Origin of the sequence: Burkholderia sp. KJ006 (genome assembly GCF_000262695.1) — a bacterium.
GTDB lineage: Bacteria > Pseudomonadota > Gammaproteobacteria > Burkholderiales > Burkholderiaceae > Burkholderia > Burkholderia vietnamiensis.
In genome coordinates this window covers 2,243,715-2,256,115 of the sequence record NC_017920.1, presented here as the reverse complement: position 1 = coordinate 2,256,115, position 12,401 = coordinate 2,243,715, and the positions used below count along the sequence as shown (strand labels likewise).

The 12,401-nt window shown below is 70.8% G+C and carries 13 protein-coding genes; 7 read left to right on the top strand and 6 right to left on the bottom strand.

What is annotated here, in order from left to right:
- Positions 1-61: 61 nt before the first annotated feature.
- The 7 genes from MYA_RS10165 to MYA_RS10135 all read left to right on the top strand — a co-directional run bounded on the left by MYA_RS10165 (position 62) and on the right by MYA_RS10135 (position 6,238).
- Entirely contained in the window at positions 62-340 is a 279-nt protein-coding gene (locus MYA_RS10165) for a putative hemolysin (protein ID WP_014723377.1), read from the top strand.
- A 203-nt stretch (positions 341-543) separates the two neighbouring features.
- A complete protein-coding gene (gene sugE / locus MYA_RS10160; protein ID WP_011885564.1) occupies positions 544-864 on the top strand; it encodes a quaternary ammonium compound efflux SMR transporter SugE in 321 nt (106 codons plus the stop codon).
- A gap of 225 nt (positions 865-1,089) precedes the next feature.
- Positions 1,090-1,707 (top strand): DUF4126 domain-containing protein, encoded by a 618-nt coding sequence (locus tag MYA_RS10155; protein ID WP_014723376.1) that lies wholly within the window; start codon positions 1,090-1,092, stop codon positions 1,705-1,707.
- A 107-nt stretch (positions 1,708-1,814) separates the two neighbouring features.
- Positions 1,815-4,319: an ABC transporter permease gene (locus tag MYA_RS10150; protein ID WP_041493975.1), complete on the top strand. Its 2,505-nt coding sequence runs from the start codon at positions 1,815-1,817 to the stop codon at positions 4,317-4,319.
- A gap of 42 nt (positions 4,320-4,361) precedes the next feature.
- Positions 4,362-4,772 (top strand): group II truncated hemoglobin, encoded by a 411-nt coding sequence (locus MYA_RS10145; RefSeq protein WP_011885561.1) that lies wholly within the window; start codon positions 4,362-4,364, stop codon positions 4,770-4,772.
- Positions 4,773-4,874: 102 nt separating this feature from the next.
- Positions 4,875-5,606 (top strand): alanyl-tRNA editing protein, encoded by a 732-nt coding sequence (locus tag MYA_RS10140; protein ID WP_014723374.1) that lies wholly within the window; start codon positions 4,875-4,877, stop codon positions 5,604-5,606.
- The gene (locus MYA_RS10135; protein WP_014723373.1) at positions 5,603-6,238 is read left to right on the top strand and encodes a DUF924 family protein; all 636 of its coding nucleotides are present in this window, start codon (positions 5,603-5,605) and stop codon (positions 6,236-6,238) included. The genes MYA_RS10140 and MYA_RS10135 overlap by 4 nt, the downstream gene beginning before the upstream one ends.
- Positions 6,239-6,305: 67 nt before the next feature.
- Here MYA_RS10135 and MYA_RS10130 read toward each other — a convergent pair whose 3' ends face one another.
- From MYA_RS10130 to MYA_RS10105, 6 genes are all read right to left on the bottom strand, one after another.
- Positions 6,306-8,234: an ArnT family glycosyltransferase gene (locus MYA_RS10130; RefSeq protein WP_014723372.1), complete on the bottom strand. Its 1,929-nt coding sequence runs from the start codon at positions 8,232-8,234 to the stop codon at positions 6,306-6,308.
- A 227-nt stretch (positions 8,235-8,461) separates the two neighbouring features.
- The gene (locus tag MYA_RS10125; RefSeq protein ID WP_041493974.1) at positions 8,462-9,223 is read right to left on the bottom strand and encodes an SDR family oxidoreductase; all 762 of its coding nucleotides are present in this window, start codon (positions 9,221-9,223) and stop codon (positions 8,462-8,464) included.
- Positions 9,224-9,280: 57 nt separating this feature from the next.
- Positions 9,281-9,862, bottom strand: coding sequence for a TIGR00730 family Rossman fold protein (locus tag MYA_RS10120; RefSeq protein ID WP_034194062.1), 582 nt, complete (start codon positions 9,860-9,862; stop codon positions 9,281-9,283).
- Positions 9,859-10,620, bottom strand: coding sequence for a TetR/AcrR family transcriptional regulator (locus tag MYA_RS10115; RefSeq protein WP_014723369.1), 762 nt, complete (start codon positions 10,618-10,620; stop codon positions 9,859-9,861). The genes MYA_RS10120 and MYA_RS10115 overlap by 4 nt, the downstream gene beginning before the upstream one ends.
- Positions 10,621-10,810: 190 nt before the next feature.
- Positions 10,811-11,347, bottom strand: a complete 537-nt coding sequence (locus tag MYA_RS10110) for a diacylglycerol kinase (RefSeq protein ID WP_011885554.1) — start codon at positions 11,345-11,347, stop codon at positions 10,811-10,813.
- Positions 11,344-12,378: a glycosyltransferase family 4 protein gene (locus tag MYA_RS10105; protein ID WP_011885553.1), complete on the bottom strand. Its 1,035-nt coding sequence runs from the start codon at positions 12,376-12,378 to the stop codon at positions 11,344-11,346. Before MYA_RS10105 ends, MYA_RS10110 begins: the two co-directional genes overlap by 4 nt.
- Positions 12,379-12,401 lie beyond the last annotated feature (23 nt).

The following is a 12,401-nucleotide window of genomic DNA, read 5'->3' as shown; positions in this document are numbered from 1 at the left end:
CACGCACGGCCCGATTCCCCGTTATGCTGAGCGCTGCATGAACGAAACCGAGGAGGGTGCCATGTCCGTCCGTCTGGTCGTCATCTGTGCGCTGGCGCTCGTCGGGCCCGGCGCGTTCGCACAGCCGCTGCCGCCCGGGCAGGCGGCGGCGCAGCCGGTGCTCGCAAACCCCGCGACCGTCAATTGCGAGAAGCTCGGCGGCCGGCACGTGCTGCGCACGCTGCCGCGCGGGCAGGTCGGGACCTGCGTGTTCAAGGACGGGCGCGTGTGCGACGAATGGGCGCTGTACCGCGACGACCGCTGCGTCGGCGACGCCGGCGCGGCGCGCGTCTCGAACTGAGCGCTCGGCCGCTGCGGCGAACCGGGCTGTGGTGTGCCCGCCGGTGTTCATCGGCCAAACCAAACCCGGCCCAGCTCGGTCCCGACCGGTACCCGCCGGTCGGGCAGTCCGCGCCGCCGTTGCTATACTCGGCGCCGCCCGGGGACGGCCCCGGGCCATTCGCTGCAACGGGGACGACCCCATCCGATCCGGAGTACGTCGAGATGGCGTGGGTATTGCTGTTGATTGCCGGTTTGCTCGAAGTGGCGTGGGCGGCGGGCATGAAATCGTCCGAGGGCTTCACGAAGCTCGGACCGTCGGTGTTTACGATCGTGACGGCGCTGGCGAGCTTCGCGCTGCTCGCGATCGCGATGCGCCAGCTGCCGCTCGGCACCGCGTATGCGGTGTGGACGGGCATCGGCGCGGTCGGGGCGTTCGCGTTCGGCATCGTGATGCTGGGCGAGGCGCTGACGGTGGCGCGCGTGGCGAGCGCGGCGCTGATCGTGCTCGGGCTGGTGGGCCTTAAGCTGTCGTCGGGCGCTTGACGCCCCTGATGCCCGTGACGCCGGCAGGCACGTCCCCATGCGCCCGCGCCACCCTGTGGAATTGCGCGGCGCTGCCGATAGCCTGTCTATAATGGAACGCATTCGGGCCTGAATGCCGGTGCGCCGTTCGCGGCCGGCGGCACCGGTCGCCACGCGCCGCGCGGCCGTCACACCGACTCGATCCGATCAATCGGCAAAGCGCACGCAACGTGCAAGGAGAGGCCCATGATCGAAGCCATTTCGCTCGGCGCGGGGCTCGCGTGGGCGAGCGGGCTGCGCCTTTATCTGACGGTCCTGATTGCCGGCGTGCTCGCGCGGGCCGGCTGGCTCCATCTGCCCGACACGCTCGCGGTGCTGACGTCGCCGTGGGTGATCGGCGCGGCCGGCGTGCTCGCGGTCACCGAATTCCTTGCCGACAAGATCCCCGCGTTCGATTCGCTGTGGGACGCCGTCCATACCTTCATCCGCATTCCGGCCGGCGCGGTGCTCGCCGCCGGCGCGCTCGGCCATGCCGATCCGACCGTGCTCGCGGTCGCCGGGCTGGCCGGCGGCTCGCTCGCCGGCGCCGCGCACGTCGCGAAGGCCGGCACGCGCGCGCTGATCAACCTGTCTCCGGAACCGATCTCGAACTGGGTCGCGTCGTCCACCGAGGACGGGCTCGTGTTCGGCGGCCTCGCGCTCGCATTCTTCGTGCCGCTCGCGTTCCTGCTGCTGCTGGCGGCGTTCATCGCCGCGTCCGCGTGGGCGCTGCCGCGTCTGTGGCGCGGCGTGTCGGGCGGGTTCCGTGGCATGGCCTACCACATGGTGTCGCGGCTCAATTCGATTGGAGGCAAGCGCGATTGAAGCCGCGCGCCTCGCTCGAACGTCAGCACGCTGACCCGTCGCCGGCCGGGCGGCCCGCGCATGCCGGCCGCTTCGGCTGGCGCGACCTGGTGCGCCAGGCCGCGCGGATGACCGCGCGCGACTGGCGCGCGGGCGAACTCACGTTGCTCGTGCTGGCGCTGGTGCTCGCGGTCGCCGCGCTGACGAGCGTCGGTTTTCTCGCCGACCGGCTGCGCCAGGGGCTCGAGCGCGACGCGCGACAGATGCTCGGCGCCGATTTCGTCGTGCGCGCCGATCATCCGGTCGATCCGTCGTTCGCGCGCGACGCGCACGCGCTCGGCCTGCGCACCGCGACGACGGCCATCTTCCCGAGCATGATCGCGGCGGCCGCCGCGCCCCGGCCGGGCGACGCGGCGCCCGCGCGCCTCGCGGCCGTGAAGGCGGTGTCGGCAGGCTACCCGCTGCGCGGCGCGGTCGAGATCGTGCCGGCCGGCGCGTCCGCCGCGCGCCAGACGACCGACATCCCCGCGCCCGGCACCGTGTGGGCCGATCCGGCGCTGCTCGACGCGCTGCATCTGAAGGCCGGCGACACCGTGCGCGTCGGGCTGCGCACGTTCACGGTCGCCGCGTCGATTTCGCGCGAGCTCGATCGTGGCTTCTCGTTCGTCAATTTCTCGCCGCGGCTGATGATGCGCGCGGACGAACTCGCGGCGACGGGCCTCACGGGCTACGGCAGCCGTGTGATGTACCGGTTGCTGGTCGCCGGCGACGCACGTGCCGTCGCGCGCTTCGAAGCGGATGCGCACGGGCGCGTCGACGGCGGCAAGCTGCGCGGCGTCGGGCTCGAATCGCTGCAGGAAGGGCAGCCGCAGGTGCGGCAGACGCTCGATCGCGCCCGCCATTTCCTGACGCTGGTCGCGCTGCTCACCGCGCTGCTGGCCGCGGTCGCGATCGCGATGGCCGCGCAGCGCTACATGCGGCGTCATCTCGACGGCTGCGCGACGATGCGCTGCCTCGGCGTGAGCAGGCGTACGCTCGGCGCGCTGTTCGCGCTCGAATTCGCGGGGCTCGGCATCGTGTCGGGCGTGGCGGGCGCGGTGCTCGGCTACGGCGGCCACTGGGCGCTGCTCGGCGCGCTCGGCGGCCTGATCGAGGTGGCGCTCCCGCCGCCGACGCTGCGGCCCGCACTGATCGGCATCGGCGCGGCGCTCGTGCTGCTGCTCGGCTTCGCGCTGCCGCCGCTCGCGCCGCTCACGCGCGTGCCGCCGGTGCGGGTGCTGCGGCGCGACTGGGGCGACGCGTCGCGCATCGCGTGGGCCGCGTATGCGGTCGGCGTCGTATTGTTCGCGGGGCTGCTGATCGTCGCGGCCGGCAACCTGAAGCTCGGGCTGATCGTCGCGGGCGGCTTCGTCGGCGCGCTGGTCGGCTTCGCGCTGATCGCGCGGCTCGTGCTGTACGCGGCCGCGCGCGCGGTGCGCAACGCGCGCGTGGCGGCGGGCGTCGGCTGGCGTTATGCGCTCGCGTCGCTGCATCGGCGCGGCACGGCCAGCGCGCTGCAGATCACCGCGCTCGCGCTGGGCCTGATGTGCCTGCTGCTGATCGCGATCACGCGCAACGACCTCGTGGCCGGCTGGCGGCAATCGACGCCGCCCGATGCGCCGAACCAGTTCCTGATCGACATCCAGCCGGACCAGCGCGCCGACGTCGCCGCGTGGCTCGCCGCGCACGGCGTGCGCGACGCGGTGCCGGCGCCGATGGTGCGCGGCCGGCTCGTCGCGATCAACGGCAAGCCGGTGAACCCCGACGCGTACCGGTCCGACGACGCGCGCCGGCTGGTCGATCGCGAATTCAACCTGTCGTATACGACCGAGCTGCCGGCCGACAACCGGATCGTCGCCGGCGACTGGTTCGGCACGTCGGCCGCGCCGCAGATCTCGATCGAGGCCGGCCTCGCGAAGACGCTGAACGTGAAGCCGGGCGACACGCTGCGCTTCGACGTGACCGGGCTGACGGTCGATGCGCCGATCACCAGCGTGCGCAAACTCGACTGGGGTTCGTTCCGCGTCAACTTCTTCGTGCTGATGCCGCCGCCGGTGCTGAAGGATTTCCCGGCCGTCTATCTGACGAGCTTCCATCTGCCGGCCGCGCAGGCGTCGTTGCTCGATCCGCTGATCGCGCGCTATCCGAACCTGACGGCGATCGACGTCGCGCCGATCCTCGCGCAGCTGGAGCGGATGATGCTGCAGGTGGTCGGCGCGGTGCAGTTCCTGTTTGCGTTCACGCTCGCGGCCGGCGTGCTGGTGTTGTACACGGCGCTCGCCGGCTCGCGCGACGAGCGCGTGCACGAGGCCGCGCTGCTGCGCGCGCTCGGTGCGTCGCGCGCGCAGGTTCGCGCGGTGCAGCGCGCGGAATTCGTGGTCGTGGGCGCACTGGCGGGCGCGCTCGCGTCGGCGGGCGCGATCGCGGTCGGCTGGGTGCTCGCCGCGCGCGTGTTCGACTTTCGGCTCGCGGTCGATCCGTGGCTCGTGCCGGCCGGCATCGCCGCCGGCATCGCGTGCGCCGCTGCAGCGGGCTGGCTGAGCCTGCATAATGTGTTGCGGCGCCCTGCGCTGCAGTCGCTGCGCGACGCGTGAGCGTCGCCGGCGGCCCCGATCATCCCGTTTCCGACTATTCGTATGACCGATGTGAATGACGAAGCGCCGTCGCAGCCGACGGCGTTCGAACTCGTGGGCGGCGAAGCCCGCGTGCGCGAAATGGTGGACCGCTTCTACGATCTGATGGACCTCGAGCCGGAATTCGCCGAGCTTCGCGCGCTGCATCCGACCTCGCTCGACGGTTCGCGCGACAAGCTGTTCTGGTTCCTGTGTGGCTGGCTCGGCGGTCCCGACCACTACATCAGCCGGTTCGGCCACCCGCGCCTGCGCGCGCGCCATCTGCCGTACCCGATCGCATCGGACGGCCGCGACCAGTGGCTGCGCTGCATGGCGTGGGCGATGGAGGACATCGGCTTGCCCGAGCCGCTGCGCGTGCGCCTGATGCACTCGTTCTACGAAACGGCCGACTGGATGCGCAACCGGCCCGGTTGATCGACCGGTACGCCGCAGCGGCGCACGCGCACGAGGTGGATCTGGGCGCGCGCCGGATGCGGCGCGACACTGACCGTCTCCCCATTGCTGCGAGGCTGCTCGATGACGACCCACGCGCTGTTCCGTGAAGACGCCTACCTGACACGATGCGAGGCCGTCGTCGCTGCCGTCGGCGACGACGGCATCCGGCTCGACCGCACCGTGTTCTATCCGCTCGGCGGCGGCCAGGCCGGCGACGCCGGGACGCTCACGCTGCCCGACGGCGGCACGATCGCGATCGCCGACACGCACAAGGCGCGCTTCGACGGCGCCACGCCCGACGACGCCGTGCACGTGCCGGCGCCCGGCCAGGAGGCGCGCATCGCCGCGCTGCGGCCCGGCGCGCGCGTGGTGGCCGACATCGACTGGGCGCGCCGCTACCGGCACATGCGGCTGCACACGGCCGCGCACCTGATGTGCGCGGTGCTGCCGTATCCGGTCGACGGCTGCAGCGTGACGGCCGACTACGTGCGGCTCGATTTCGCGACGTCGGACGCGATCGAGCGCGCCGACGTCGAACAGCGGCTCGCGGCGCTGGTGCACGGCGCGCATGCGGTCACGACCGAATGGATCACCGACGCCGAAATGGCCGAGCGCCCCGAACTCGTCCGCACGATGAGCGTGAAGCCGCCGATGGGGCTCGGCCGCGTGCGCTTGCTGCGCATCGAAGGCGTCGATCTGCAGCCGTGCGGCGGCACGCACGTGCGCAACACGGCGGAAATCGGCGCGCTGCGGGTCACGAAGCTCGAGAAGAAGAGTGCGCGGACACGGCGCGTGGTGCTGGCGTTCGCATGACCTTCGACGGCCCCACCGATCGCACGGATCGCACCGATCCCGCCGCGAGGCTCGATCCGCAAGCGCGCGAGATACTGGATTTCTGGTTCGGCGCGCCGGGTTCTGCGACGTTCGGCCGCGCGCGCAAAATCTGGTTCAACGGCGGCGCGGCATTCGACGATCTGCTGCGCACGCGCTACGGCGCGCTGCACGATGCCGCGTGCGACGGCGCCTGCGATCACTGGGCGGGCACGCCGCTCGGCGCGCTGGCGCTGATCGTCGTGCTCGACCAGTTCTCGCGCAACATCCATCGCGGCACGCCGCGCGCATTCGCCGCCGATCCTCGGGCGCTGGCGCTCGCGCGGCGCGTCGTCGCGGCCGGCTGGGACGCGCAACTGCCGAGCGGCCATCATCGCGCGTTCGTTTATCTGCCGTTCGAGCACGACGAATCGGAGCACAGCCAGCGCGAGGCCGTGCGGCTCTGCGCGGGCATTCGCGACGAGGCCGGTTGCCGCGGCTATCACGACCACGCGTTGCGCCATGCGGCGGTGATCCGGCGCTTCGGCCGCTTTCCGCACCGCAACGCGATCCTCGGCCGTGTTTCGAGCGACGAAGAAGTCGCGTTCCTGCGCGAGCGCGGCGCGTCGTTTTGACGCGTGAAGCCGGGTTCACGCCGTTCGCGGAGCCAGCCGCGTCAGGCGGCCGCGCCGCGGACGGCGCTCACTGCAGCGCGTGCTGGTCGGGCGTGCGCACGTAGACGCGCAGCAGTTCTTCGTTGTCGCCCGGGCGCGCTCCGGTCCAGAACAGCTTCCATTCGCTGCCCGGCGCCGGATCGACGGCCCGCACGCCCTGGACGATCATCCACGTGCAGCGCGTCGTCGTCGCGTCGTCGATCGGCGTGTGGCGGATCCCGGAGAAGTAGTACAGCATCGGCGCTTCCGATTCGCCGAGCCCGTGCAGGCTCGCCATGCAGTCGCCGTCGTTCCATTCGAGCGCGAGATGCGCGTTCAGGTCTTCGAACACCGACCGGTAGCTTTTCGCGACGTCCAGCCACGGCAGCAGCAGCGTGTACACGAGCCCCCATGCGACCAGCGCGCCCGCGCCCCACGACAGCGCGCCGCGCCACGGGCCGGTCGTGCGCAGCTTCGGCAGCAGCCACAGCCAGCCCACCGTCAGCGCGAGCGCGCCGATCACGAATCCGGGCACGAGCGGCATCGTCCAGTCGAGCGGCAGCCAGCGGCCGAGCACCGCGACGCCGGCGCGCGACGCGTTCGGATCGGCCATCACCGCCCAGATCGCCCACGCGAGCATGACGACCGTGCCGAACAGCGCGCGGCTCAGGTAATCCCAGGCGAGATGCAGCGCGCGCGGCAGACGCTCGATCGCCTGCGCGGCGACCAGCGCGAGCGGCGCGAAGAACGGCAGGATGTAGAGCTGGCGGGATGTGGCGGACACCTGCAGCACGGCCAGCCCGATGCCGGCGAACAGCACGGGCAGCGCAATGCGCGGCGTGCGCCATTCGCGCCACGCGCCGCGGGCGAGGGCGGCGATCGCGAGCGGCGCGACCGGGAAGCCGAGCAGCACGAACGCACGCAGGATGAAGAACGGCTTGTCGTTCTCCGCGCCGAGTTCGGGCACGGAGAAGCCGAAGAAGCGGCCGACGTTGTTGTCCCAGAACCACGTCATGAAGAGCGTCTCGGAGCGCAGGAACAGCGCGATCGGCCAGATCAGCGCGAATGGGGCGAACACGAGCGCCGCGAGCCCGAGCGAGCGCGCGAACGCGCGCGTGCGGCACGCGGGGTAGAGCGCCATCGCGGCCACGAGCGTCGCCGCGAACACCAGCGGCACGAACAGTCCCTTCGACATCAGTGCGATGCCGACGCCGGCGCCGAACAGCGGCGCAGCCCAGGGGCCGGACGGCCGCACCGGCAGCCCGTGCTGCAACTGGCGCCCGCGCGCGACGTGCTGCATCACCAGTTCGAGCAGTCCGCAAAAGCCCATCGCGGTGCCGGCGAACAGCGCGACGTCGGTCATCATGTCGTGCACGTGCTTGACGACGACGAGCGTGCCCGCGCTGAGCACCACGGGGCCGAGCACGCGCAGGTCGAGCCAGCGCTCGGCGCGGCTCGCGCTGCGCGCCGCGCGCGCGATGAAGCCGAACGCCAGCGCGGCGAACAGCGCGCTCGCGAGGCGCGCCGCATCGTGCAGCGGCATCACGCGCTGCAGCAACCATGCGAGGCTGGTCGCGACCGCCGCGTAGAGCGGCGGCTTCTCCATGAAGGGCTGGCCGGCGTTGGTCGGCACGACGAAGTCGCCGGTCTCCAGCATGTGCTGGATGATGCCGAACGTATAGGTTTCGTCCTGCTTCCACGGATCGTGGCCCACTATGCCGGGCAGCAGGTACGCAGCCGCCAGTGCCGCGACCAGCAGCCACGCGCGCCAGGCCAGCCGCAGCGCGCGGTCGCGGGGCGCGTCGGCGACGCTCACGGCCACCGTCACGGCCGCAGCCGCGGCCGCGGCTGCCGCCCCGGACGGCGAGCCGGCGGTATGAAGCGTCGTATCGAGGTCGGGATCGGCGGTCGATCGGGTGTGGTGTGCCGAGGCGGGCACGGGCGTGCGTCGCCGGCCGGGCGCTGCGGTTCCTGGCATGGAAAAGATCTCGGTCTGGTGAAGCCGGGCCGGCGACATTGGCCGGGCCGTTTTGGTTTGCATCGACGCGACCTGGCAGCCGGATGGCCGGTTGCGTCGCTGGGCGCTAGTAGACCACGGAACTGTTACGAATGTTTACTGGGAGCGCCACGATATTGTGGAGATTTGTGGTGTTGTGACCACCGGGCGAGTCGGGCGGCGGCCGGGGCGGCCGCCCTGGGGCCGGATCAGCGGCCGCCGCCGACGTCCAGTAGCGCGCCGGTCGTGTACGACGCCGCGTCGCTGATGAGCCACACGATCGCTTCGGCGATCTCGTGCGCTTCGCCCGCGCGGCCGAGCGGCGTCTGCGCGCCGAGCCGGGCCGCGCGGTCGGGCTGGCCGCCGCTCGCATGGATCTCGGTCTCGATCAGGCCGGGGCGCACCGCGTTGACCCGCACACCATGCGGGCCCAGTTCCTTCGCGAGGCCGATCGTCAGCGCATCGACCGCCCCTTTCGAGCCGGCATAGTCGACGTACTCGTTCGGCGAGCCGAGCCGAGCCGCGATCGACGACACGTTGACGATCGCGCCGCCGCGCCCGCCGCGGTCGGTGGACAGTCGGCGCGCGGCTTCGCGCGCGCACAGATACGCGCCGAGCACGTTGGTATCGAACATGCGCCGCAAGCGGTCGACCGACATGTCGGCGAGCGGCATCGACGGCGCGACGATGCCCGCGTTGTTGACGAGCGCGTCGAGGCGGCCGAACGCGGTCGCGACGGCGTCGAACATCGCGATGACGTCCGCTTCGTTCGACACGTCGCCCGCGACCACGCACGCGCGGCCGCCGGCGTCGCGCACGGCTCGTGCGGTCAGTTCGGCGGCCGCCGCGTCGCGCGTGTAGTTGATGCCGACGTCCCAGCCGCGCGCCGCCGCGAGCACGGCGCTCGCGCGGCCGATGCCGCGGCTCGCGCCGGTGATGAGAACGGTCTTGCGGTCGGACGGCGAGGGCATCATCTGCGGACTCGGGTGAGTGCTCGGGCGGCCGAGCGTTGGAGCGTTGTCGGCGCGTTATTTGGCGGCGTCGGGCGCCCACTTGTCGCGCGCGGGCGGCTGGTAGCGGCGTAGCTGCTCGATCAGCGCGACCGGTTCGGCACCGATGCACAGCGTGTCGAAATAGGTCGGCCGCATGAAGCCTTCGTCGACCGTATGGCGCAGCATCGCGATCAGCGGGTCGTAGAACGAATCGATGTTGTACAGCGCGACCGGCTTGCGGTGATAGCCGAGTTGCGCCCAGGTGTAGACCTCGAACAGCTCCTCGAGCGTGCCGGCGCCGCCGGGCATCGCGACGAATGCGTCGGCGAGGTCGGCCATCATCTTCTTCCGGTGGTGCATGTCCGGGACGACGTGCAGCTCGGACAGCCCCGTATGGCCGACTTCCTTGTCGACCAGCAGTTCGGGAATCACGCCGACCGCACGGCCGCCGGCCGCCATCACTTCGTCGGCGATCGTGCCCATCAGGCCGACGCGCCCGCCGCCGTAGACGAGCGTGAGGTCCGCCGCGACGAGCGCACGGCCGAACGCGCGCGCGGCGTCCGCATAGACGGGCCGCACGCCGGACGACGAGCCGCAATACACGCAGACAGCCTTCATTGCTTCACGTCCTTCGCGGCCGGCTTCGTGGCGGCGGCGGCGCTGCTGCCGGCGGCGCGCGGCGACCCGTCGCGCGGCGGCAGGTAGTCGGTGAACTCGCGCTTGGGCAGCTTGCCGGACACCAGATCGTCGAACAGCTGACGCGAGCGGCCGCGCAGGTACGGGGCCATGATCGAGATCACGTGCATGCTGACCTGGTGCAGCTCTTCGCGGATCGCGTCCTGGTCGTTGTACTTGCGCGGATGCATCACGTACTGATACGACAGCCAGTACGTCGAGATCACGGCCATGTTGGTGGCGATGACTTCGATTTCGGCAGGCGTCGCGACCATCTCGGCGTCGGACACGAGCAGCTCGCACATGTCGTGCGCGAAGCGCACCTTGTGGCTGATGATCTGCTTGAAGTGGGTTTCGAGCGTGCGATTGCGCGCGAGCAGGTCGTTGAGGTCGCGATACAGGAACCGGTAGGTCCACATGAAATCGGCCATGTACTGCAGGTACGACCAGGTCTCGTCGATGGTGGGACGGTGATCTTCGGGAAAGCGCAGCCGCCGTTCGATCTGCTGCTCGAACTGCGCGAAGATGCTGTTGATGATGTCGTCCTTGTTGCGGAAATGGTAGTACAGGTTGCCTGGACTGATTTCCATTTCCTCGGCGATCGTCGTGGTCGTGACGTTCGGCTCGCCGATCTCGTTGAAGAGTTTCAACGACAACTCGAGAATCCGTTCGCGGGTGCGGCGGGGAGGTTTCGCTTCCATGTCGTCCGGCCCTTTGTATGCCGGACTGGCGGGCGCTGCAATCGATGCTGCGAGATTCGTCCGGCGCGGGTTGCTGTTCTAAGTCTGGCGGACGATTATAAACCGCTGTTTCCCCGCGTCGCGCGCATTTCGTCATCGCAATGCGCGCGACGCATGGTGCGCCGCCGCACCGGCGCGCCGGCGTGTTCGGCTAGAAGCCCAGCCAGCCCGCCACCACCGGCCCCAGCACGAAGCCCCAGGTCGTCACGCAGGCGAACAGCGCGATCGTCACGGCCGCACTGCCGAAGTCCTTGGCGCGTTTGGACAGCTCGTGGCGCTCGAGCGAGATGCGGTCGATCGCGGCCTCGACGCTCGAATTCAGCAGTTCGACGATCAGCACCAGCAGCACCGACGCGATCAGCAGCGCGCGCGATGCGGCCGGCACCGGCGCGAACGCGCCGGCCGGCAGCATTACCGCGGCGAGCGTGAGCTCCTGCCGGAACGCGCTTTCCTCGCGGATCGCGACGCGCAGCCCGTTCAGCGAATGGCGCAGCGCGTACCACGCGCGCGTGATGCCGCGATGGCGCTTGTACGGGTTCGGCGGCAGCGGCGCGAGGCCGTCGTCGGGGCCGAGCGGCTCGGACGCGTGCGCGTCGGTGTCGGCGTGCGGCTCTTCTTCGTCGAACGGGCGATGCGTGGGTGCCGTTGCGGCAGTCGGTGAGGTGTGGTCGTTCAGGTCTCGTTTCAAATGGCAGCACCTTCGGCGGGCGAGTACGCAGTCTTCGGCAGCGGCTGCAGATGCGACGCGAACTGCTCGGACGCCGCGCGCCACGAGAAGCGCTCGGCCCACGCGCGCGCGGTGTCGCGTTCGATCTTCAGCGCCTCGAGGCAGGCTTCCTGCAGGTCCTCGTGCATCGCGCCCGCATTGCCGCCGCCGAGCACGTCGATCGGGCCGGTGACGGGGTACGCGGCAACCGGCGTGCCGCACGCGAGCGCCTCGAGCAGCACGAGGCCGAACGTGTCGGTGCGACTCGGGAACACGAACACGTCGGCCGCAGCATACACCTTCGCGAGCTCGGCTTGCGACAGGACGCCGAGATAGTTCGCTTCCGGGTAGCGCGATTTCAGCTCCGCGAGCGCCGGGCCTTCGCCCGCGACCCACTTCGAGCCCGGCAGATCGAGACGCAGGAACGCCTCGACGTTCTTCTCGATCGCGACGCGCCCGACGTACAGGAAGATCGGCCGCGCCGTGTTGAGCACCTTCGAGTCCATCGGCCGGAAGATGTCGAGGTCGACGCCGCGGGTCCACAGCACGACGTTCGTGAAGCCGAACTTCTCGAGATCCTGCTTCACGACCGGTGTCGGCGCCATCACCGCGCGCGACGGCGCGTGGAACCAATGGAGGAAGCGGTAGGTCGCCGCCAGCGGGATGCCGAAGCGCGCCTGCACGTATTCGGGAAAGCGCGTGTGATACGCGGTCGTGAACGGCAGCTTGCGCGCGCGCGCGTAGCGGCGCGCGGCGAGACCGAGCGGGCCTTCGGTCGCGATGTGCAGCGCATCGGGCGCGAACGCGTCGATCCGCGCGCGCAGCTTGCGGTACGGCAGGATCGACAGACGGATCTCCGGGTAGGTCGGACAGGGCACCGTACGGAATTCGAGCGGCGTCAGCATCTCGACCCGATGGCCGAGCGCGGCGAGCTCGCGCGACGTGCTCTTGAGCGTGCGTACGACGCCGTTGACCTGCGGTTCCCACGCGTCGGTGACGAGCATGATCTTCATCGCGGCTGTGTCCTGTAAGTTGG

What these genes read in the sequence shown, in the direction of transcription:
- MYA_RS10165 (WP_014723377.1), top strand. Translation starts at nt 62, where the DNA reads ATGTCCGTCCGTCTGGTCGTCATCTGTGCGCTGGCGCTCGTCGGGCCC.
- sugE (WP_011885564.1), top strand. Translation starts at nt 544, where the DNA reads ATGGCGTGGGTATTGCTGTTGATTGCCGGTTTGCTCGAAGTGGCGTGG.
- MYA_RS10155 (WP_014723376.1), top strand. Translation starts at nt 1,090, where the DNA reads ATGATCGAAGCCATTTCGCTCGGCGCGGGGCTCGCGTGGGCGAGCGGG.
- MYA_RS10150 (WP_041493975.1), top strand. Translation starts at nt 1,815, where the DNA reads ATGACCGCGCGCGACTGGCGCGCGGGCGAACTCACGTTGCTCGTGCTG.
- MYA_RS10145 (WP_011885561.1), top strand. Translation starts at nt 4,362, where the DNA reads ATGACCGATGTGAATGACGAAGCGCCGTCGCAGCCGACGGCGTTCGAA.
- MYA_RS10140 (WP_014723374.1), top strand. Translation starts at nt 4,875, where the DNA reads ATGACGACCCACGCGCTGTTCCGTGAAGACGCCTACCTGACACGATGC.
- MYA_RS10135 (WP_014723373.1), top strand. Translation starts at nt 5,603, where the DNA reads ATGACCTTCGACGGCCCCACCGATCGCACGGATCGCACCGATCCCGCC.
- MYA_RS10130 (WP_014723372.1), bottom strand. Translation starts at nt 8,234, where the DNA reads ATGCCAGGAACCGCAGCGCCCGGCCGGCGACGCACGCCCGTGCCCGCC.
- MYA_RS10125 (WP_041493974.1), bottom strand. Translation starts at nt 9,223, where the DNA reads ATGCCCTCGCCGTCCGACCGCAAGACCGTTCTCATCACCGGCGCGAGC.
- MYA_RS10120 (WP_034194062.1), bottom strand. Translation starts at nt 9,862, where the DNA reads ATGAAGGCTGTCTGCGTGTATTGCGGCTCGTCGTCCGGCGTGCGGCCC.
- MYA_RS10115 (WP_014723369.1), bottom strand. Translation starts at nt 10,620, where the DNA reads ATGGAAGCGAAACCTCCCCGCCGCACCCGCGAACGGATTCTCGAGTTG.
- MYA_RS10105 (WP_011885553.1), bottom strand. Translation starts at nt 12,378, where the DNA reads ATGAAGATCATGCTCGTCACCGACGCGTGGGAACCGCAGGTCAACGGC.